The following is a 20735-nucleotide window of genomic DNA, read 5'->3' on the forward strand; positions in this document are numbered from 1 at the left end:
AACAATAAAATTTTAGTTTCTTTGTTTTAAACGATTTCGAAAGTATATTTTAACCATACAAAAGATTTAATATTATTATCAAAATATGATTCAGCAAAATGATGAAGGCTTAGTTAAACATTTAGCAAAGCAAGGAATAGACGATAAAATGGTGATGGGACATCCAGCCAGTTTATTTGTTTTATTTTTTACAGAGATGTGGGAGCGTTTTAGTTATTACGGAATGCGCGCATTACTGACTGTATTTTTAATTACAGAATTGGCAAAGGGTGGTTGGGGTTGGTCAAACGCTGACGCAATGACTTTGTATGCATGGTATACTTCATTAGTTTACTTAACGCCACTTATCGGAGGTTTAATTGCAGATAAATTAACGGGATATAAGAAAGCTATTTTGATTGGAGCATTTGTAATGACTCTAGGTCACGCTTCAATGGCTTTAGAAACTGTTTCTGCAAACTTTTTCTATTTAGGCTTGGTGTTGATGATTCTTGGAAATGGAATGTTTAAGCCAAATATTTCATCGATGGTTGGACAATTATATCCGAACAACAGTTCGAAAAAAGATGCAGGTTATACGATTTTCTATATGGGTATCAATGCGGGAGCATTCTTAGGAATGTTATTGTGTGGATACATTGGAGAAAAAGTAGGCTGGCATTACGGATTCGGATTAGCCGGAGTATTTATGTTCTTTGGTATGTTACAATTCTATTTTGGACAGCATATTTTTGGGAAAATTGGCGTAAAACCTACGAAAGTTACACTAGAAACAGCTGTAGTAGATTCTGTTGTTGCTAAAGATGAAGAAGAAGAGAAATTGCCATCTAATGTAGTACGCGATCGCCTGATTGTAATCGCGGTTTTTATGGTTGCCAGTATCTTTTTCTTTTTTGCATTCGAGCAAGCAGGTGGATCCATGACAATCTTTGCGAAAGATTTTACACAACGCTCATTATCTGGTTCTTCTGGTGAAATCTTTAAATGGATTGATGCTGCATTAACCATATTTCCTATATTAATCGTTACTTGGGTTCTATATGGTCTTGCAAAGAAGATTGCGAAACAATATCCATTGACAATTATTTTTACTGCGATTTCCTTTGCTATTATTTGGATTCTGGGTGGTTGGAAAGTGTACAAAGAATTTAATGCCGTTGGAACAGAAGTAACCGTTTCTTGGTTTCAAATTTTAAACTCTTTCTTTATTATTACCTTAGCATCTTCTTTCAGTAAGTTCTGGGAGCGAGTTTGGAATCCATCTGGACCAGTTAAATTTGCAATGGGGCTTTTATTGGTTGGAATTGGATTTGTAGCCTTAGCTTATGGCGCTAGCGAAATTCCAAAAGGAGCTGCTTCGGCCTCTGTTAGTATGATTTGGCTTATCTTAGCTTATTTCTTCCATACGACAGGAGAACTATGTTTATCTCCAGTCGGTTTATCTTACATCAGTAAATTATCACCGAAATCTTTCGTTGGTTTATTATTCGGATTCTGGTTTACAGCTTCAGCTATTGCGAATTTATTTGCTGGTTTGGCTGGATCATTGATTGACAAAATTTCAGAAGAGCACGGACTAATGGTTTTCTTCTTAGTGATTGCTGCATTGCCAATCGGAGCAGCCTTGTTGTTATTGGTCTTCAACCCGATATTGAAGAAAATGATGCACGGGATTAATTAAGTCAAAATTAAAAAGTAAAAATTCAAAAAAATGTATGGCCGATAATTTTAGGCCATACGTACAAAATAATATAAAAAGGACGCTACAAAGCGTCCTTTTTTTGTTCCTAAATAAGCCCCGTTAAATTCAATGGTTTAGTTATGCGATCTAAACATTAGCTCTTCAATATAGGATCTTGAATTATTTCCTTATTTTGAGTAACTTAGGTTATTATTTCAACTTACTAATTACCTTCTTATGAAATCAGTCAAAATAGTTTCTTTTGCTTTGCTCGTTGTGGGCTTGGCTTCATGTAATCCTTCTGAAAAGGCTGGCCGAACGCCAAAAGAATATAGCAGCGAACAATTGCGAAGCAACACAATAATCAGTGCGGCAGGAATCAGTGCCGATGATTCTCGCGTGTTGGTCAGCAATAATGTTTCGGGTATTTTCAATGTGCACGAAATCACCATCAATGACACGACGGATAATGTATTGACCAAATCTACCAAAGAGTCCAATTTCGCGATTGCTTATCTTCCAGACGGAGAACATTTTCTGTATGCTTCGGATAGTGGCGGCGATGAGAACAGCCACATCTATTTAGCATCAAAAACGGATACATCCGTCGTTGACATCACGCCTTGGCCAGGAAGTAGCAATTCGTTTTTTGGATGGTCAGCAGATAAATCAGCAATTTATGTATTGAGCAATCAACGCGACAAGCGTTTTTTTGATCTATGGAAATTAAATCTCTCAGATTGGAAGCCGACACTGATTTATCAAAATGATACCGGTGACGAACCAGGTTCCTTAAGCCACAATGAACAATTCATTACCCTAACAAAATCAATTACGACAGATAAAAATGAACTTTATCTTTTGGATTTGGTTTCGAAAAAGAAAACAATGATCAGTAATGCTTCCGAATCGAGCTGGATTCCCCAAAGTTTTGAAAAAGATGATTCCTCATTCTATTATTTGACTAACGATTCTAGTGATTTTAGGTACTTGGTCAAATATTCGATCGCAACAGCTGAACGCGAAAAAATCTATGAAACGAAATGGGATGTCGATGGATTCTATTTAAGCAAAAATGGTAAATATCATACACTGTTTATCAATGAAGATGGAAAAAATAAAGTGTTGCTTTATGACCACGCAACCAATAAGCCGATCGATTTTCCTCAAATCGAAGATGGCGATGTCATGAACCTAGTGTATTCGGACAGTGAGAAGAACATTCTATTAACTGTCGGAAGCAGCACGAGCCCTTCCAATTTGTATGTCTACAACACAGATACGAAAGACCTGAAACAACTGACGAATACATTGAACAGCCAGATTGATGAAAATGATTTAGTCAAAGCTGAAGTCATTCGTTTTAAATCTTTTGATGGAAAGGAAATTCCAGCAATCTACTACAAGCCTTTAATCGCAGATAAAAACCATAAAGTACCAGCATTGGTGTATGCACATGGTGGGCCAGGTGGACAAAGCCGTGTCGGATTCAATACTTCCATTCAATTCTTGGTCAATCATGGCTATGCGGTTTTATTGGTCAATAACCGCGGAAGCAGCGGCTATGGAAAAGAATTCTATAAAATGGATAATAAGGATCATGGAAACGGTGATCTAAAAGATTTTATTTGGGGTAAAAAATGGTTGCAAGAACAAAATTACATCGATAGCACAGAAATTGGGATTATGGGCGGAAGCTACGGAGGTAATATTGTGTTAAATGCGTTGACTCTTCATCCCGATGAATTTAAGGTTGGGGTTAACATGTTTGGCGTTGCCAATTGGTTGCGCACGTTAAAAAGTATTCCTCCTTATTGGGAATCGTTTAGGTTAGCGCTGTATGAGGAATTGGGCGATCCATATTCTGCGGATAGCGTTCGTCTAAAAATGATTTCGCCTTTATTTAATTATGAAAAAATCACAAAACCTTTGATTGTTTTTCAAGGAGCGAATGATGTACGTGTCTTGCAAGCGGAAAGCGATGAAATAGTCGCTGGCGTTAAGAAAAATGGTGTTCCGGTTGAGTATGTGCTATTTCCAGATGAAGGTCATGGATTTATTAAAAAGGAGAATCAGATCGAAACCGATAATAAAACGTTGGCTTTTTTGGAGCAGTATTTAAAAGTAAAAAGTAAAAAGTAAAAAATTCATAGTTTCACAAAAAAGGCGCTTTCGGGCGTCTTTTTTGTGTTTAATATTTTCTTAATTTTGCTTCATAATTTCATAACATGTCAGAGCAAAAAGAATTAACCCTAGAGGAAATTCAGAATTTTGAAGGAAAGTATCCAAAACAACTGTGGTATCTGTTTTTAGTGGAAATGTGGGAGCGATTTTGCTTCTATGGAATGCGGGGCGTTCTGGCAATCTTCATGGTAGATCAGCTGTTTTTGTCTGATAAGGAAGCTAACTTAAAATATGGCGCCATCCAAGCCTTTGTATACGCGTTTACATTTGTAGGAGGGATTTTCGCAGATAAAGTTTTGGGATTCAAACGCTCATTAACTTTTGGCGCGATCTTAATGATTTTGGGGAATGCATTGATTGCCGTATCACCTCATGATTTCTTTTATTTTGGAATTGCATTGACGATTATTGGGACGGGATTTTTTAAGCCGAACATTTCCTCTATGGTTGGAGAGTTGTATAAAGAAGGAGATCCTCGAAGAGATGCAGGTTTCGGGATTTTTTATTCAGGAATAAATGTTGGCGCTTTATTAGGTGGCGCATTATGTGTTTGGTTGGGGAAAGAATACAATTGGAGTTATGCTTTTTTAGCTGCTGCGATCGTCATGGTAATTGGCTTGCTCGTATTTCTGATTACAAAAAAATACCTTGGCCCAATCGGGAACAGTCCCATTGCTTTTCTGCCTAAAAAGACTAAATTGGGAAGAGAACTTCTAGTTTATATCGGAGCGCTAATTTCCATTCCTTTAATTTTTATAATGATCCATAATACGCGCTATACGGATATTTTTATGTTTATCATTGGTCCATTGGCGCTGTTTTATTTTTTATATCAGACATTTTCGATAAAAGACAGGATCATTCGTCAGCAGCTTTTTGCAGCTATGGCGCTGATTCTATTTTCAATTTTATTCTTTGCCATATTCGAACAAGCTGGAGGATCTTTGGCTTTGTTCGCCAACAATAATCTGCATTCCGATTTGTTGTTTTTTAGTATTGATCCCAATGTGGTAAATAACGGTGCGAACTCTTTGTTTGTCATTATTTTAAGTCCTTTGTTAGGTTTGTTATGGTTAGCCATGGCTAGAAAAAAAGTCGAACCGAATATGGTTATTAAATTTGGTTTAGGATTTTTGTTTTTGGGTTTGGCTTATTACATTTTCTTTTCCACGCGTTTCTTTGCTGATGAAAGCGGTAAAAGTTCATTGGGCGTATTTACTTTAGCTTATTTAGCCGTGACGATAGGTGAATTGTGTTTGTCCCCGATTGGCTTATCCATGATTACAAAATTATCGCCGAGACACTTAGGAGGAATGATGATGGGACTTTGGTTTCTAGCAAGTGCTTATGGACAATATTTGGCTGGAATCTTAGGAGCTGGAATGTCTACGCCTGATAACAATGCATCGTTATGGGATAAATTATTGGCTTATACGGATGGCTATTATCAATTGGCAATCTATTCTGTCATTGCTGGAGTTATTCTGATTTTACTATCTCCGATGATTAAAAAATTAATGCACGGCGTGAAATAATTTTTTTAAATAGAAATTCGATTTTTCTTTAGAATAAATGACTAAAACCTTACGTTAAGTATTGTTAAATGAAGATTTGTTGGACTAGAATTAGTACCTTTACGAGTATAAATTAATCAACGTGTCAGACAGTTTAGTCATTATTCCAACTTTTAACGAAAAAGAAAATATTGAGAAAATCATACGCAAAGTATTTTCATTAGAGCAAGATTTTGATATTTTAGTTGTTGATGATGGTTCGCCTGATGGAACCGCTGATATCGTTAAGCGTTTGATCATAGAATATTCTTCTCGATTGCATATTGAAGAACGAAAAGGGAAGTTAGGATTGGGTACTGCTTATATTCATGGATTCAAATGGGCCTTGGCTCAAGATTATGAATTTATCTTTGAAATGGATGCTGATTTTAGCCACAATCCCGACGATTTGATCAGGTTGAAAGATGCATGTTTAAACGGTGCGGACATGGCAATTGGTTCACGGTACATCAAAGGTGTAAACGTAGTGAATTGGCCAATGAATAGGGTGTTGATGTCTTATTTTGCTTCGGTATATGTCCGGATGATTATGCGGATCGATATTCAAGATGCTACGGCTGGTTTTGTTTGTTTTCGCAGAAAGGTGTTACAAACGATTCCTTTGGACAAAATTAAGTTTGTTGGCTATGCCTTTCAGATTGAAATGAAATTCACCGCGATAAAATATGGCTTTAACGTTGTTGAAGTTCCGATTATATTCACTGATCGGACAGAAGGAGTTTCTAAAATGAGCCCGCGAATATTTCGGGAAGCATTTTTTGGGGTGATTCAATTAAAATGGGAAAGTTTTTTTAGAAAATATTAGTTAGCATTATTATATTCGAACTTGTGATGAACGAAAATCTAGATCCAAATGCCGAACGATTGCACCCAACTGATAAAGAGTTAGAGCGTGTACTTCGTCCCCAAACATTTGATGATTTTACCGGTCAGCAAAAAATTTTAGAAAACCTTTCCATCTTTGTTAAAGCAGCAAAATTAAGAGGAGAAGCGCTAGACCATGTCTTGTTGCATGGCCCTCCGGGATTAGGAAAAACAACATTGTCCCATATCATTGCTAACGAAATGGGGGTTGGCATCAAAATTACATCAGGTCCAGTTTTGGATAAACCAGGTGATTTGGCTGGTTTATTAACAAATCTTGAAGAAGGCGATATTCTTTTTATTGACGAAATCCATCGATTGAGTCCTTTGGTTGAAGAATATCTGTATTCAGCCATGGAAGATTTTAAGATTGACATTATGTTGGAATCCGGTCCCAATGCACGTTCCGTACAGATCTCTTTAAGTCCATTTACACTAGTAGGTGCTACTACGCGTTCTGGTTTATTGACTGCGCCCTTGCGTGCTCGATTTGGAATCAATTCCAGGTTGCAATATTACGATGCGAAATTATTGACTACAATTGTATTGCGCTCCGCGCAAATAATCAATACGCCGATTACTGAAGAAGGCGCTTTTGAAATTGCGAGAAGAAGCCGGGGAACGCCCAGAATTGCCAATTCCTTGTTGCGAAGAACACGTGATTTTGCACAAATCAAAGGAAATGGACAGGTGGATAAAGCCATTGCTGAATACGCTTTAAAAGCATTGAATGTGGATGTTCATGGATTGGACGAAATGGACAATAAAATTTTGAGCACAATTATTGATAAGTTCAAAGGCGGGCCGGTTGGTTTGAAAACTATTGCGACAGCAGTAAGCGAGGACGAAGGAACGATTGAAGAGGTTTACGAACCTTTTTTGATACAAGAAGGATATATTATGCGTACTTCTCGCGGGAGAGAGTGCACAGAATTGGCCTATAAACATTTAGGAAAAATTAATACAAACAAACCGAATACATTATTCTAATACAAATACATGGATAGGATTTACACCATACTTATATTTTTAGCTGTTCCAATTTTAGGTTATTCGCAATTATTTTGTCCACCAATTGATGGCAAGAAAAATCAAAATAAAAATATAGAAATTACTGCCGGTGGGGGTTTTACTATGTTATATGGAGATATTAACCACACCAATAACTTTGGTTACGGTGCGGTGCTGAAAGGTGACTATCACATTATCAAAGGTTTGTTTGCCGGTCTGGAACTTCAGACAGGTTTGCTTAAATCAAGAGGTGAATCCAATATTTACATCGTAGATTGGGATCCTCGGTTTGTTGAGAATCAATATTTTGCTGGTTCATTAAATGTTACGGCTTATCCGTATCGATTTTTCACAGATGAAAAATTCTTGTTTAAAAAATCTTTTTTCGAGCGCAATATCCTCTATGGGTTTTATGTTGGATTGGGTGTAGGAGGAATTTTCAACAATTATAAAAATATTCAACGTCAGACATCGTATTCATACAGAGACCTGAACACCGGAGCAACGGAAGTTATGGAGATTCCAGAAGGTTCTGTGAACGGTGCTCACGAGAATGTTTTTGTTTACGATGCAGATGGCGAGATGGTTTTGGATGCTGACGGAAATCCGGTGACGACAAAATTATATAGCCAAAAAACAAGAGATAAATTACTGCCGATTGTCAATGTCGGATTATCTATTCCGCTAAATAAATTTTCAACTCGTACTGACGGTTATTTTAGTTTAGTAATCAATAGTCAGTTCAATTTCTCAGGCGGAGAAGATTTAGATGGGTACAATCCGATTAATACGGATGGTTCTCGTCCAGAAGGAGCGAGAAACGATATGTATAATTTTAGCTACTTAGGAATTAAGTATTCGTTTTAGAATTTTATTTCCTCGGCTTGCCAATGCAGGTGTTGGCGTTTTTAGAAATAAATTGATTTGCTCAATCAGTTCATCTTTTATCCATTCGTGTTCTGAACTCAGCTGATATAATATATCCATGCAATTGCATCGAACAGCCAGCGGACAGTCGATGTCAATCATCCAATTAAAGGTATCTTCGATAATGATTTCTTCTTGTTCTTTTGATAGGGAAAATGATTTTTTTGGATTTGTCAACTCCATGAGAATTTTAGAATAACTTCTCAAACTGCTCCAATCTTTCTGAACGGAAAGACTTTCAATCAATTCATCCTGTATCGCTAATAAGTAGGATGGATTTGCTAAGACCACTGTTTCCAAAACCCACGCTGCTCGCCAGCCTACTTGTTTGTATTGGTAGCTGATCGAAAGTTGCAGTAAATCTTTTAATGTTATTCCGTCTAAATCGGATAAAGAAAAGTCCATTGCTTTAAAGTTTCTTAAAACAATGGACAGTTCTTCTATTTTCTTTGCATCAAACACTTACCTCTTCAAAGCCTTGTCCCGATTCATTTCCAGAATATCGACATCATCACTTTTAGATTCGCCTAATAGATGCTCACTAAAATAGTCAGTCATTTTCCAGAAGAAATATTCTGTCATGTTTCCAAAACCGTGTCTTTGTCCCGGAAGCAATAAAAATTCAAAACGTTTATTTGCTTTGATCAATGCATCAGCCATGCGGATTGTATTGGCAGGGTGTACATTGTTATCGATATCGCCAGTTGCTAAAAGCAATTTACCTTTCAGGTTTTTAGCTAATTCTGTATTTTTTTCAATTTGGTAAGAGAAAGTAGTATCTCCTTTAACTGAAACTTTTTCAGCTACTCCATGATGACGCTCGCTCCACCAGCGGTTGTAGATATCATTTTGATGATTTCCGGCACTAGAAACTGCAACTTTAAAAAAGTCAGGGTAAACCAGCATAGCAGCAGTCGACATAAATCCACCACCCGAATGCCCGAAAATTCCGACGCGATCGATATCAATGAAATCATATTTATTCGCTAACTGCTCAGCAGTTACTTTTTTATCTTCTAAACCATAATCACGTAAATTTCCGTATCCATAAGTATGGTACCATTTTGAACGTGCAGGGTGACCACCTCTGTTACCAACCGTCACAACGATAAACCCTACTTGAGCGATGCGATCAATGCGATCCATGCTTCTTCCAAAGGATTTGTTAACGGCTTCCGTTTGTGGACCGGGATAAACATATTCTAAAATAGGGTAGGTCTTCGTGGAATCAAAATCGTAAGGCTTATACATCACCCCATATAAATCTGTAATTCCATCAGCAGCTTTCACTTTGAACGGTTCAGGAAATTTGTAGCCTGCAGCAAATAATTGAGATAAATCCGCTTCTTCCAATTTTAACAGCAATGCACCATTCGCAGCATATAGATTTGTTGCCGGTGTGGTATTGACTCTGGAGAAATTATCGATAAAGAATTTACCTGAGGTACTTGTTGAAATCTGATGATCGAAATCGCCTGGATTCAACAATTTTAATCCAGAACCATTTGCATTGACACTATAAAAATGTTCGTAATACGGGTCTTCATTGATTTCGCGTCCGTTTGCTTTAAAATACAAAGTTTTAGTTGCTTCATCAAAATGAGTCGCGTCTACCGCATTGTAAGATCCTGATGTAATTTGATTGATCAATTGTCCATTATTGCTGTACAAATAAAAATGTCCCCAGCCATCACGCTGTGACCAATGGATCAATTGATTGCCGTTTTGAATTAATGTAGGTTTGCGAACATCTAAATATACATTAGAACGTTCTTCAATCAATGTCTTCACTTCCCCGCTAACCGCATTTACAGAAAGGATATCAATGCGTTTTAAGTCGCGGCTTGAACGTGCAACATAAAATTCAGTATTATTTCCTAACCAATAATTGATGTAGATTTTTCCTTTGTAACTGCTTTTGTCAGCATCTTTTGTCCAAAGACTAATGGTTTGATTTTTAAATGCAGCTACATTTACTTGTTTTGAAGTCAAGCTTTGCGCATCAAAAATATGCAATTCAGCTTCTGTGGAGTCTACTTCACCTGGCATTAAATATTTGTACGTTTCCAAAGTTGGACGTTTATCAGCTACATTGTTGATGACCCATAACGGGGATAAAGTCCGATTATCCTTGCGGCTTAACGAAAAATATTTTCCGTCAGGAGACCAGCTTAACCAAACTGATTTACGCTTCGATTTTTCTTCGTCCTCTTTTCCGCCTGTAGTAATACTGTATTCATCACCGCCCCAAGCATAGCCTTGAACTCCATCTTTTGTGATTTGATGCTCAATGATTGTACTATCTTTATCATCTTTCAATGCTTTCTCATAGTTCTCTTTATCCATCCAATACAAGTTGTAATCTTTAGCGAAATAGACTTTCATCGTATCAGGCGAAAAATTAGCCCAAGGAGCTCTAGATTTTTCTTTCGTACTATCGCTTAATTCGATTAAATTTCTTGTTGCTAAATCGTACTCCAAATAGAATAATTTCTTTTTGATCGTGTCCGATTTCGTTTTCAACTTCGCAATTTCTTCTTTGCTTTTAACTGTATCTTTTGTGCTTAATACCTGAAAACGGATTTTCTTCTCATCATCTGTGAATTTTAAATTCTGTAGAGATAAGTTTTGCGCGTCGAAAGGGTTTTTAACGATTCTAGTGACTTTGGCTGCCATATCTGCATTGTCAAATAGCTCTCTTTTGCTTTTTGTTGCAGGATCAACCAAGTACCATTTTTTGCCATTAGATGTGGAATATTCATACCAAAAGCGATCTGAAAAATTAATCCAGTTTGGATTAACGTCTGTTGAGAATATCATTGTTTTCAACTTATCAGGAGAAAACTTTGAAGCTTGCTGGTAATTTGGTTTTACTAAAGTACTTTTTTCTTGCGCTTGCACTTGTATAGCAAGCAAAATAAATAGTAGGAAGATGGTTTGACGCATGTGTATGATTATTGTTAATAATTAGAAAGCTAAATTATGCGTTTTTGAATGTATTTGCGCTGATTTCTTGTAAAAATTTGAGTATAAATCAGCATTTAATAGAAATGCTGGGAGAAATTGACTAAAAATAGTTCTGTTTTTGCACGTGTAATAGCCGTATACAGCCAGCGGAGAAATTCAGTATTAACCATTTCATCATTTAAAAATCCCTGGTCAACAAAAACAGATTCCCATTGACCACCTTGTGCTTTATGGCAGGTGATTGCGTAAGCAAATTTAATCTGCAGGGCATTGTAATATGGATCTTTTTTAATGGCTTCCATCCGGTCTTTCTTTCCAGGGATATCTTCGTAATCCTTTAAAATCGATTCGTACAAACGTTTTTGGTCTTCATAAGGCAAGTTGGGAGAATCAACATGCAAGCTGTCTAACAATACCCTGCATTGTATGCCATCCAAATCAAGTCCATCTAGAAAGTCTAAGGTAATATCGGCAAATCGAAAGCCATGCATTTCATGTTCATTGCCAAGTTTGCGAATGCTGGCCATATCGCCATTTGCAATAAATCCGGTATTGCTTTCGTCATGCTGTTGCAACCAAAAATAATTGTTGCGGACAACCATGATCAAATCGCCCCCAGTGATTTCTTCTTCTCGAAACAAAATACTATTGCGAATATGCTGATTATATAAATTGGCAGCTTTGTTCGATCGGCAAATCACCATCGAATTCTCTATACCATATTTGTCATAACTGTAATGCAGACCTTCAATCAGTTTCTCTCCCGTCATTCGGAAAATATCTTTAAAAGGTTTCGTAATGAATTTAGGGATAGGGTAGGTCTGATTTTCTTCTTCTAACTTAATTTCCTTCCGGATTTTTGTAGCATTGTATAGAATTCCAGAATCGCTGGCTTGACGAACAACGTCTGTCAGTTCAATAAAATATGGATGTAGATAATAGCTGTCTCGAAGAACCAACGGATCCAAAGCTGGACTTTTCTCCAATCCAACAGGAGGGAGCTGTGCTGTATCGCCAACAAATAACAAACAGCAATTTTGACCGCTGCGCACATAACTGATTAGGTCAGCGAGCACACTTTTGGAAAAAAGAACATCCGATCCATCAGAGAGCATTGAAGCTTCATCCACAATAAACAAGGTGTTCTCATGCATGTTCTCTGCTAATGTAAAATCCAATTGAATGGAGGCGGCCGACTTTTTGCGATAAATCTTTTTATGTATGGTCAACGCTTTTCGGCCACTGTAGGAGCTCATGACCTTTGCTGCTCTACCCGTTGGAGCGAGCAAAACCGACCTTTTTAATAAATTCGATAATGTTTTAACCAAAGTTCCGATGATTGTCGTTTTACCTGTACCGGCGTATCCTTTTAGAATAAAACAGGACTGATTGTCGAATGAGGCTAAGAATGTGGCTAATTCTTCGAAAGCCATCAACTGCTGGTCGGTAGGCTCGAGTGGAAAATTCTGGATTAAGAGATTTTTGATGTGCACACTCAAAGTTATTTAAAAGGTTTGTCAATTCAATTGTAAAAGCTAATTTTGTTAACATAGCTATTTTGCTATGTTGGTTTATGTTTTAGTATGCAATATACATCGGAAAAATTTCAGCTTCACTATTTATCGAGCTACTCTTTATTGATTAAAACAGATGATGTTCATGATGTTTTACTCGTTTTAAATGATGAAAATGAAGTGATTCATGCGCTGGTTTATGAAATTGAAAATCCCATTGCCTCAGCAACAAAATTATTAAGTCTGCCGTTTTCCAAAGTCTATATTTCTGTTGCGCACGAGAGTTTAGTTTTAATTCCGAGCGAAGTGTATTCCGCAGAGGATGAAACACTGTATAGTGCATTTCTTCAGCAGGAAGCGCCGATAAGTAAATATACCACCCATTTAGATCAATTATCCGTAGTCGCTATTTATCAATACGATATCTTAAAATTGAATAAATGGAAGACCTTATTTCCTAACGCTCGTTTTGTTCCAGAATTTGCCGTGCTTTTAGAACAGGCACAGCCAAAAATACCAATTCGGGGTCAAGTTTTAGGTCTTCATTTTAATGAAAATAGAATGGACCTATTTCTTTTTATTCACGGCGAATTTGTGTTGTATACCAATTTTGAAGTATTCAATCAGGCAGATGTCGCGTTTTATGTCTTGCAGGTTTTCCAAAACTTCAATATCACAAATAAAGTGGATAAGCTGTTGCTTTCGGGTATTGCAGAAGATCATGATTATATTTCTTCTTTAAACAATTACGCGGATACTGTAGAATATTTAAGGCATCGCAATCCTGTTCATATTGACGAAACTACCGCTGAGAACTCCATTTTAACGTACAATATTCTTTTAGATACTCCAATATGCGCATCATAGGTGGCCGATTGGGTGGTTTAAGACTAAATCCACCAAGCAATTTACCTGTCAGACCGACAACTGATTTGGCGAAGGAAGCGCTGTTCAATATTTTGCAGAACCGGTTGGATTTTGATGAATTGATCTGTATGGATTTGTTCGCAGGAACTGGAAATATTTCCTTTGAGTTAGCGTCAAGAGGAGTGGAGTCAGTTCTAGCAATCGACATCCACTTCAAATGTTTGGCCTATATTCAAGAGACCGCAAAAAAAATGGCTATCGATTCAATTAGAACGCAGAAAGCGGATGTCTTGAAATTCGTGTCGAGCTGTAAGGATAAATTCAATTTTATTTTTGCGGATCCTCCATATGACCTTCCTCGATTGCCTCAGTTAGCCAACATGATTTTCGAAAATGAATTATTGTTGGAAAATGGATGGTTAGTTATTGAACATCCATCGAATCGAATAATAGAAAGTTCAAGCTATTTCGTAGAAACAAGAAAGTATGGAATCAGTTCGTTTAGTTTTTATCAGTTCACTTCAAATTAATTCAGTATGAATATCGCCGTATTTCCAGGATCATTCGATCCATTTACAAACGCTCATCAGGATTTGGTAGAGCGTGCTTTGGGATTATTTGATGTAATTTATATAGCAATCGGAGTAAATAGCTCGAAAAAAGGTTTAATGAGTTTCGATGATCGTAAACATGCTATCGAAAAGCTGTTTGAAGATAGTATCCGTGTTCGCGTAACAACTTATTCTGGATTGACTGTCCAATTTTGTGAACAGGTTAATGCCAAATTTATCTTAAGGGGCTTGAGGAACTCTGCTGATCTTGAATTTGAGAATGCCATAGCGCAAAACAATTTATTGCTTGCGCCCGCTATAGAATCCTATTTCTTGATGAGCCGTTCTGGATTAGCACACATTTCATCAACAATTGTTCGGGATATTTTGGCAAATGGGGGAGATATCAGTCAGTTAGTTCCAACGAAAATCATTGATTTTATAAAGAAAGATTAAGTCCTTCCAACCCGAATCTTTTTACCTTTAATTTTTCCATTCGTAGCCGTTTGGATTAAGCTTGCTACAATTTTACGGTTGACAGCCACAAAAGATTCATAATCTTTTACTTCGATAATGCCAATATCATCCTTGTGTATTCCATCAATCGAAAGAAAATAACCGACTAAATCAATTTTGTTGACTTTATTCTTTTTCCCCGCACTTACATATACCGTTGCATACTTCGAGCTTGGTGGTAATGGATAATCCCTATCTAATTCTTCTTCGTCAATAATTTCTGGCAGATAGGAGTAGTTGTCTTCTGGTTTCAGGAGGACATATACAGTTCCTTTAGCCAACATTCTTGCAGTTCTCCCATTTCGGTGAATAAAATCATCTTCCTTGGCAGGCAATTGATAATGGATAATTGCGTCTACTTCAGGGATATCCAAGCCTCTAGATGCTAGGTCAGTGGTCAGCAGGATATGGTTGCTTTTGTTCCTGAATTTTAGAAGAGCCAATTCACGGTCTTGCTGTTCTAAGCCTCCATGAAAGACATCATGAATGATTTCTCTATTCTCCAGCAATTCACTGATGTGTTCTACAGCATCTCTATGGTTGCAGAAAACTAGAATCTTTTGGTCTTGAAGCTTACAGATTAGATTAAATAAGCTGATTAGTTTGCGCTGAACTGTAGAAGTAATTTTCTTGTAGCTAATATCTGGCTTTGAGGAAGCTTCATTCAGAAAGTTAACAGAAACTTTGTCATTTATTCGGACGAAATCAGGAATTTCTGTCATTTCTGTGGCAGATGTCAGTATTCGCTTACGAATTGACGTGCACGCGTCAATGATTTTCGTCATTTGGTCTTGAAAGCCATATTCCAAAGATTTATCAAATTCATCAAGAATAATTGTTTTGACAGTTTCTGGGTCGAAATGATTTCGGTCTAAATGATAAATGATGCGTCCTGGGGTTCCAATCAGAATAGCAGGAGCTTCTTTTAAGTTATTTCGTTCAACTTTAGTAGCGTGGCCTCCATAAACACAAGTCACTTTATATCCTTGAATAACCTTGCGGACGACCGTTTCAATCTGCAGAGCCAATTCTCGAGTTGGCACTACAATCAGGCATTGCACAGCATTCGTATTTTCTTCTAATTCTTTTAAAAGCAATAAGGTGAACGCTAGCGTTTTACCCGTTCCAGTAGGGGATAGCAATAAAAAATCCTTGTTAGTATCGTATTGATTAAGAACTTCATGTTGCATGGCGTTTAAATCGGAAATCTGTAGCCGACTAAGGATTGAATCTAATTGCATAGCGCAAAAGTAACGATTAAAAGCGGATAATAGCCGGAATTGTCAGCTAATCGTCTGAATACCGTTAATGTTTTGTTAAAGGCCTCTCGAGAGTCTATTTAATGTCTACAGAGGATGTATATTTGAGCTTCATAATTTAGGTTAATAATTGGTTAGTTAAGCCTTCAATCTCCCCGATTGAAGGCTTTCTTTTTTTAATTTTATTTTAATCTAGTCGATAATCGCTTGTTTAATTACAAAATTGGTCAGTGGGAGCCGATTTGTATAATTTTTAGACATATTTTGTAGTCTTTTAGCTACAAAACTAAATCAGGTGTTTATTCAATATATCATAAACCAACAATACTAGCTAAAAATCCCTATATCAAATGTGTTAATGCAACAAACTTGTGATATAAGGAAGTTTTTTAAGCCAAATTACATTTTGGTATGGTGATTGTATATAGTTTAACTCATAATTTAGGTTAATAATTGGTTAGTTAAGCCTTCAATCTCCCCGATTGAAGGCTTGCTTTTTTTTATCTATTTCATGTCTATTCATTCAATCATTTATTTTTTGTTAATTTCTGTTAAAATATAAGTGCCAAAATAGTTTGGTACGGTCATTGCAATATACTTAGTTCATAATTTAGGTTAATAATTGGTTAGTTAAAGCTTCAATCTCCCCGATTGAAGCTTTACTTTTTTATAGCTTCTAATAAAACGCCATTTTTTTTACGATTAGATTTTCTATGTTAAGTTTATGTTAAGGATTTTGATTCAATGATTTTTGGTACGGTCATTGCAATCTATTTAATTCATAATTTAGGTTAATAATTGGTTAGTTTAATCCTTCAATCTCCCCGGTTGAAGGATTACTTTTTTTAGGCCATTCTGAATTAAAGTTTTTTTAGAGTAAAGATTAAGGGACAACGAGTAAAGAGTATTCCATGTGCTTTAAGAACTAGTAATAATGATATGTTGAATACCTAAGTTGCACAAATTTTATTTAGATAATTCAGCTACAGAACGATAACTTATCGATATCAGTATCCAAACTATTTAGCCAAAAGCAAACCTTCATTGTTGATTGGATAAACACGAACTTTCGTTAATTTTTGTTAAATGGCATCTGTCCAAAAATTTTTGGTATGGTCATTGAACTGTATATAACTCATAATTTAGGTTAATAATTGGTTAGTTTTAAGCCTTCAATCTCCCCGGTTGAAGGCTTAATCATTTTAGAATAAAATTCTTAACCGAATTCAAATTACATATAAACGTTACATAATCCACATTTTTCTGGCACGCTTGTTGAATAATATTTAACTCATAATTTAGGTTAATAATTGGTTAGTTAATGCTTCAATCTCCCCGATTGAAGCATTGCTTTTTTAACACTATTTAGCTTAAAATCGCATTTAGACTATTTGAATACCACATTTGTTTTCCTACATTTATATAAATAAACAAAATGTCTATGACAAAATATCTATCGATACCAATAACTATACTTGTAGCAAGTGTATTATTTTCAAGTTGCGTAAGCAATAAAAAGTTTACGGCACTTCAAACACAACATCAAGATTTAGGTGAGCTTTATCAAAAAGGCCAAGTTGAATTAGCGGAAAGCAGATCAAGGGTAAAAAGTTTAGAAGATCAATTAGAGCAAGAACGCAAAACCAATGCAACGCTTCGCGAAGCTTTGGCAAGATTGCAGTCTACTTTAGATAATAGCATCAGCCAAAATACACAAGGAAACGTCAATATTTCTAAACTAGTTGATGAAATCAATGCATCGAATAAATACATTCAACATTTAGTAAACACGAAAAACAAGAGCGATTCATTGAATATGGTATTGACCAATAACTTGACGCGTTCATTGAGTCGTGAAGAATTGAAAGATGTGGATGTGCAGGTTCTAAAAGGTGTAGTGTATATTTCATTATCGGATAACATGCTATACAAATCTGGTTCGTATGAAATTTCAGACCAAGCAGGAGAGACTTTAAGTAAAATCGCGAAAATCATTCAAGATTACAAAGATTATGATGTCTTGATTGAAGGTAATACGGATTCGGATCCTATCTCGAAGCCAAATATCCGCAACAACTGGGATTTAAGTACATTGAGAGCATCTTCGGTTGTTCAAGCATTGCAGAAAAACTATGGCGTAGATCCAAAACGTCTGACCGCTGGTGGTCGTGGAGAATTTAATCCAATCGCCAACAACGGAACTCCGGAAGGTAAAGCGCGCAACCGTAGAACACAAATTATTATTACTCCGAAATTAGATCAATTTATGGAGTTAATTGATAAAGCTCCTGAAGAAACAGAAGTTCCTACAGGAATTTAATAGCAAATAATACTATTGATAAACGGGATAAGGTTAACTTATCCCGTTTTTTTGTAAATCTATTTTGTATCAAATTATTTGATAATACCATAAAGGCATTAAGAAATATGAAATTAGAATCGCAAACGCACACCCGCAGTCGCAATATTTGGATTGACGTTTGGAATTCTTATACGAGTCGTGTTGATAGTCGGCTCTAATAAAATTGCCTTTTCTTTATGCTTTTTGGAAACAATAAATACAGGAATACTGCCTAAGCTTAATAGGCCTCCGCCAATTAACGTGACCCCAGTTGCACCCACTGCTCCAAGAGTTAAAGGATCTATGACATCTGAGCCATGTGAGCTACCATCATAATATAGTACATAGGTTAAAAGGCCACTTCCTACAACTACTCCTGTGGCCCCAAAAATCAACATGTTCTTAGCGGTTTTGCGTTTTTTTATCGAAGACTCGAGGTAATATTCCGCATTGCGAACCTCTTCTGTTTGTGCAAAGGCTACTGAGCAGGATACTGAAATTGTCAATAGGACAACAACTAATTTTTTTAGAAACATAACAGGCTAATAAGTGAAAATAGAAATGTATTTTTCTATCACAACTATTAACGAATAGGAATGTTTTTACGCTACAGGTTAAATTAGTTTTCTATCATCAACTCCTTCACCCATTTGGCATCAATGTCTGTATAATCGTTGATGTATGCTTGGCAGACTGGCAAATCTTCTTTTTTGTGGGAGCTTAGTACGCCGACGACTTTCATCCCTGCATTTAATCCTGCTGTAATTCCGGAGAATGAATCTTCAAAAACCAAACAGTTTTCAGGGGGAATGCCTAGATTTTCGGCTGACTTCAAATACACTTCAGGGTGAGGCTTGTGCAAATGTATATCTTCGCTCGCCAGAACAGAATCCATCAATGGGAACAAATCCAATTTTGTCGCAATCAAATCCAAATTCGCCCGTGGGGCGGAAGTGGCGATTCCTGTCGGAATGCCCGCTTCTTTTAACGAAGCCAAGAAAGGCAAAAAGTTATGAATTGGGTCTATCTCTGTCGCATAGATTTCACGAAACAATGCTTCCTTCTCGTTTTCAAGCTCGACCAATTCTTCCCTGCCAATTTTACGGTTTAAGAAATGCGAAAAAATATAGCTGTTGTGCTTGCCATACATGTGCAGTTCAAATTCTTCCTGCGAAGGATTCAGCTCGTAGGCAGTAAAAAGTTTTCTGAATGCTAAAGAATGGTAAGGATTAGTATGGACGATGACACCATCCATATCGAAAATTACGGCGATTTGTTGCATGCAACAAAAATAAGGATATCCATTTGCATTCAATTACATAATCTCCATCAATTAACAAAACAAATCAAAGTAGTGATGCTGGATAACTTTGTCGAGAACAATTGGATAATAGAGTTTATATCAAAAAGGCAACGAGCACGATGCTCGTTGCCTTTCTTATCTATTTAAAAGGGAAGAGAATTACCGCTTTAAATGCCATTCTTCACGATATAGGATTCCATCTTCCGTGTATTCTTCCGCAAAAACAAGTTCTGTAGAAGTTAATTTAAGAATCTTAAAAACTAGAGCTCCCGCTAGGTCATCGCCTTCCGACATGGTTAATGTTTTGTCCTTTACGGTGTACTTGCCTGCATTATTTTCATTTTCAATGTCAATAGATGTTATTGATAGTGTCCCATCTGAATTGAAGGTAAATTTGACTCGTGCAAGATTGTCATTTAAACGCGTAAACTTATTGTTTTCGTAATAGTCAATCTTAACGCCAGCCCATGTTCCTAATATTAATAAACTATCATCGTCCTGTTCATCTTTTCCGCACGAAAAGACAGTCAGTAGCATAAACAATGCAATCGTTAGTCTCAAAAATTTATTCATAATTAATTTATTTATAACTGTTCAATGATAGGCTAATGTTTCTTATCATGATAATAAATATCTGCGCTTGTGGTTTTTCGACTACATTGAGCAGTTGTTTAATGCTCCAATAGCTACAGCAACTCGTTGAAGCTAATTTTGCGATGTAACAACAGCTAAGATCTAAAGAATTTAAAATAATTACCTCCTTAAATAGGATTCTTCACGATACGAAATGCCATCTTCGGTATATTCTTCCGCAAATACCAATTCCCTAGAGGTCAGTTTAAGAATCTTAAAGGTAACATTATCAGCCGGATTTTCGCTTAGCATAATGGTCAATACATTGTCTTTTAATGTGTAATTCCCTACTTCATCATCTTCATCATTTCCATCGTATATGTCGGTTATGCTAACTGTGCCATCTTGATTAAAAATCATTTTAAATTGATTAATGTAGTCATCAGAATGCGTAAACTCATTATTATTCGAAATAATCTATTTGGACGCCGGTCCATGCGCCTACTAAAAGAAAATTTTCGTCCATCTGCTCATCTTCTCCACATGACACGAAAGACGCAAACGCAAGAAATAACACAATCAACTTCGATATTTTATTCATAA

General features: G+C 36.5%; 19 protein-coding genes. 10 read left to right on the forward strand and 9 right to left on the reverse strand.

Annotated elements, in window-relative coordinates; all coding sequences use genetic code 11:
* Window positions 1-85 precede the first annotated feature (85 nt).
* From C4F49_RS15765 to C4F49_RS15790, 6 genes are all read left to right on the forward strand, one after another.
* Window positions 86-1681, forward strand: coding sequence for a peptide MFS transporter (locus C4F49_RS15765; protein WP_196936794.1), 1596 nt, complete (start codon window positions 86-88; stop codon window positions 1679-1681).
* A gap of 237 nt (window positions 1682-1918) precedes the next feature.
* Window positions 1919-3823: a S9 family peptidase gene (locus tag C4F49_RS15770; RefSeq protein WP_196936795.1), complete on the forward strand. Its 1905-nt coding sequence runs from the start codon at window positions 1919-1921 to the stop codon at window positions 3821-3823.
* An 86-nt stretch (window positions 3824-3909) separates the two neighbouring features.
* Entirely contained in the window at window positions 3910-5400 is a 1491-nt protein-coding gene (locus C4F49_RS15775) for a peptide MFS transporter (RefSeq protein ID WP_196936796.1), read from the forward strand.
* Between the two features lie 121 nt (window positions 5401-5521).
* Window positions 5522-6244, forward strand: coding sequence for a polyprenol monophosphomannose synthase (locus C4F49_RS15780; RefSeq protein ID WP_196936797.1), 723 nt, complete (start codon window positions 5522-5524; stop codon window positions 6242-6244).
* 26 nt (window positions 6245-6270) lie between these two features.
* A complete protein-coding gene (ruvB, locus tag C4F49_RS15785) occupies window positions 6271-7293 on the forward strand; it encodes a Holliday junction branch migration DNA helicase RuvB (RefSeq protein ID WP_196936798.1) in 1023 nt (340 codons plus the stop codon).
* A gap of 9 nt (window positions 7294-7302) precedes the next feature.
* Window positions 7303-8181, forward strand: coding sequence for a hypothetical protein (locus C4F49_RS15790; protein WP_196936799.1), 879 nt, complete (start codon window positions 7303-7305; stop codon window positions 8179-8181).
* Here the strand turns inward: C4F49_RS15790 and C4F49_RS15795 are convergent.
* The 3 genes from C4F49_RS15795 to C4F49_RS15805 form a co-directional block, all read right to left on the reverse strand.
* Window positions 8158-8646 carry a hypothetical protein gene (locus C4F49_RS15795; RefSeq protein ID WP_196936800.1) on the reverse strand — a complete coding sequence of 163 codons (489 nt, stop codon included), beginning with the start codon at window positions 8644-8646 and terminating at the stop codon, window positions 8158-8160. The genes C4F49_RS15790 and C4F49_RS15795 overlap by 24 nt on opposite strands.
* 57 nt (window positions 8647-8703) lie before the next feature.
* Window positions 8704-11187, reverse strand: a complete 2484-nt coding sequence (locus C4F49_RS15800; RefSeq protein ID WP_196936801.1) for a S9 family peptidase — start codon at window positions 11185-11187, stop codon at window positions 8704-8706.
* A 95-nt stretch (window positions 11188-11282) separates the two neighbouring features.
* Window positions 11283-12701: an ATP-dependent DNA helicase gene (locus tag C4F49_RS15805; protein WP_196936802.1), complete on the reverse strand. Its 1419-nt coding sequence runs from the start codon at window positions 12699-12701 to the stop codon at window positions 11283-11285.
* A 90-nt stretch (window positions 12702-12791) separates the two neighbouring features.
* On the opposite strand from C4F49_RS15805, the gene C4F49_RS15810 reads away from it, so the two are divergent.
* From C4F49_RS15810 to coaD, 3 genes are read left to right on the forward strand one after another with little or no spacing between them, the layout of a single operon-like run.
* Window positions 12792-13589, forward strand: a complete 798-nt coding sequence (locus C4F49_RS15810; protein ID WP_196936803.1) for a DUF3822 family protein — start codon at window positions 12792-12794, stop codon at window positions 13587-13589.
* Window positions 13577-14119 carry an RsmD family RNA methyltransferase gene (locus tag C4F49_RS15815; RefSeq protein WP_196936804.1) on the forward strand — a complete coding sequence of 181 codons (543 nt, stop codon included), beginning with the start codon at window positions 13577-13579 and terminating at the stop codon, window positions 14117-14119. The genes C4F49_RS15810 and C4F49_RS15815 overlap by 13 nt, the downstream gene beginning before the upstream one ends.
* Before the next feature lie 6 nt (window positions 14120-14125).
* Window positions 14126-14596 carry a pantetheine-phosphate adenylyltransferase gene (gene coaD, locus C4F49_RS15820; RefSeq protein WP_196936805.1) on the forward strand — a complete coding sequence of 157 codons (471 nt, stop codon included), beginning with the start codon at window positions 14126-14128 and terminating at the stop codon, window positions 14594-14596.
* Here coaD and C4F49_RS15825 read toward each other — a convergent pair.
* Window positions 14593-15897, reverse strand: coding sequence for a DEAD/DEAH box helicase (locus C4F49_RS15825; protein ID WP_196936806.1), 1305 nt, complete (start codon window positions 15895-15897; stop codon window positions 14593-14595). The two genes, coaD and C4F49_RS15825, sit on opposite strands and share 4 nt — an antisense overlap.
* A 1459-nt stretch (window positions 15898-17356) precedes the next feature.
* On the opposite strand from C4F49_RS15825, the gene C4F49_RS15830 reads away from it, so the two are divergent.
* The gene (locus C4F49_RS15830; protein WP_196936807.1) at window positions 17357-18235 is read left to right on the forward strand and encodes an OmpA/MotB family protein; all 879 of its coding nucleotides are present in this window, start codon (window positions 17357-17359) and stop codon (window positions 18233-18235) included.
* A 113-nt stretch (window positions 18236-18348) separates the two neighbouring features.
* Here the strand turns inward: C4F49_RS15830 and C4F49_RS15835 are convergent, their stop codons facing one another.
* The 5 genes from C4F49_RS15835 to C4F49_RS15855 all read right to left on the reverse strand — a co-directional run bounded on the left by C4F49_RS15835 (window position 18349) and on the right by C4F49_RS15855 (window position 20733).
* Window positions 18349-18792, reverse strand: coding sequence for a hypothetical protein (locus C4F49_RS15835; RefSeq protein WP_196936808.1), 444 nt, complete (start codon window positions 18790-18792; stop codon window positions 18349-18351).
* A gap of 83 nt (window positions 18793-18875) precedes the next feature.
* Window positions 18876-19538, reverse strand: coding sequence for an HAD family hydrolase (locus C4F49_RS15840; RefSeq protein WP_196936809.1), 663 nt, complete (start codon window positions 19536-19538; stop codon window positions 18876-18878).
* A 180-nt stretch (window positions 19539-19718) separates the two neighbouring features.
* Window positions 19719-20132 carry a lipocalin-like domain-containing protein gene (locus C4F49_RS15845; protein ID WP_196936810.1) on the reverse strand — a complete coding sequence of 138 codons (414 nt, stop codon included), beginning with the start codon at window positions 20130-20132 and terminating at the stop codon, window positions 19719-19721.
* Between the two features lie 180 nt (window positions 20133-20312).
* A complete protein-coding gene (locus C4F49_RS15850) occupies window positions 20313-20552 on the reverse strand; it encodes a lipocalin family protein (protein ID WP_196936811.1) in 240 nt (79 codons plus the stop codon).
* Window positions 20553-20595: 43 nt separating this feature from the next.
* Window positions 20596-20733 carry a hypothetical protein gene (locus C4F49_RS15855; protein ID WP_196936812.1) on the reverse strand — a complete coding sequence of 46 codons (138 nt, stop codon included), beginning with the start codon at window positions 20731-20733 and terminating at the stop codon, window positions 20596-20598.
* Window positions 20734-20735 lie beyond the last annotated feature (2 nt).

The organism is Sphingobacterium hungaricum (genome assembly GCF_015210005.1).
Classification (GTDB): Bacteria; Bacteroidota; Bacteroidia; order Sphingobacteriales; family Sphingobacteriaceae; genus Sphingobacterium; species Sphingobacterium hungaricum.

Excerpts from the sequence above, each read along its gene's own strand:
- C4F49_RS15765 (WP_196936794.1), top strand. The coding sequence starts at position 86 with ATGATTCAGCAAAATGATGAAGGCTTAGTTAAACATTTAGCAAAGCAA.
- C4F49_RS15770 (WP_196936795.1), top strand. The coding sequence starts at position 1,919 with ATGAAATCAGTCAAAATAGTTTCTTTTGCTTTGCTCGTTGTGGGCTTG.
- C4F49_RS15775 (WP_196936796.1), top strand. The coding sequence starts at position 3,910 with ATGTCAGAGCAAAAAGAATTAACCCTAGAGGAAATTCAGAATTTTGAA.
- ruvB (WP_196936798.1), top strand. The coding sequence starts at position 6,271 with ATGAACGAAAATCTAGATCCAAATGCCGAACGATTGCACCCAACTGAT.
- C4F49_RS15790 (WP_196936799.1), top strand. The coding sequence starts at position 7,303 with ATGGATAGGATTTACACCATACTTATATTTTTAGCTGTTCCAATTTTA.
- C4F49_RS15795 (WP_196936800.1), bottom strand. The coding sequence starts at position 8,646 with ATGGACTTTTCTTTATCCGATTTAGACGGAATAACATTAAAAGATTTA.
- C4F49_RS15800 (WP_196936801.1), bottom strand. The coding sequence starts at position 11,187 with ATGCGTCAAACCATCTTCCTACTATTTATTTTGCTTGCTATACAAGTG.
- C4F49_RS15810 (WP_196936803.1), top strand. The coding sequence starts at position 12,792 with ATGCAATATACATCGGAAAAATTTCAGCTTCACTATTTATCGAGCTAC.
- C4F49_RS15815 (WP_196936804.1), top strand. The coding sequence starts at position 13,577 with ATGCGCATCATAGGTGGCCGATTGGGTGGTTTAAGACTAAATCCACCA.
- coaD (WP_196936805.1), top strand. The coding sequence starts at position 14,126 with ATGAATATCGCCGTATTTCCAGGATCATTCGATCCATTTACAAACGCT.
- C4F49_RS15825 (WP_196936806.1), bottom strand. The coding sequence starts at position 15,897 with ATGCAATTAGATTCAATCCTTAGTCGGCTACAGATTTCCGATTTAAAC.
- C4F49_RS15830 (WP_196936807.1), top strand. The coding sequence starts at position 17,357 with ATGACAAAATATCTATCGATACCAATAACTATACTTGTAGCAAGTGTA.
- C4F49_RS15835 (WP_196936808.1), bottom strand. The coding sequence starts at position 18,792 with ATGTTTCTAAAAAAATTAGTTGTTGTCCTATTGACAATTTCAGTATCC.
- C4F49_RS15840 (WP_196936809.1), bottom strand. The coding sequence starts at position 19,538 with ATGCAACAAATCGCCGTAATTTTCGATATGGATGGTGTCATCGTCCAT.
- C4F49_RS15845 (WP_196936810.1), bottom strand. The coding sequence starts at position 20,132 with ATGAATAAATTTTTGAGACTAACGATTGCATTGTTTATGCTACTGACT.
- C4F49_RS15850 (WP_196936811.1), bottom strand. The coding sequence starts at position 20,552 with ATGATTTTTAATCAAGATGGCACAGTTAGCATAACCGACATATACGAT.
- C4F49_RS15855 (WP_196936812.1), bottom strand. The coding sequence starts at position 20,733 with ATGAATAAAATATCGAAGTTGATTGTGTTATTTCTTGCGTTTGCGTCT.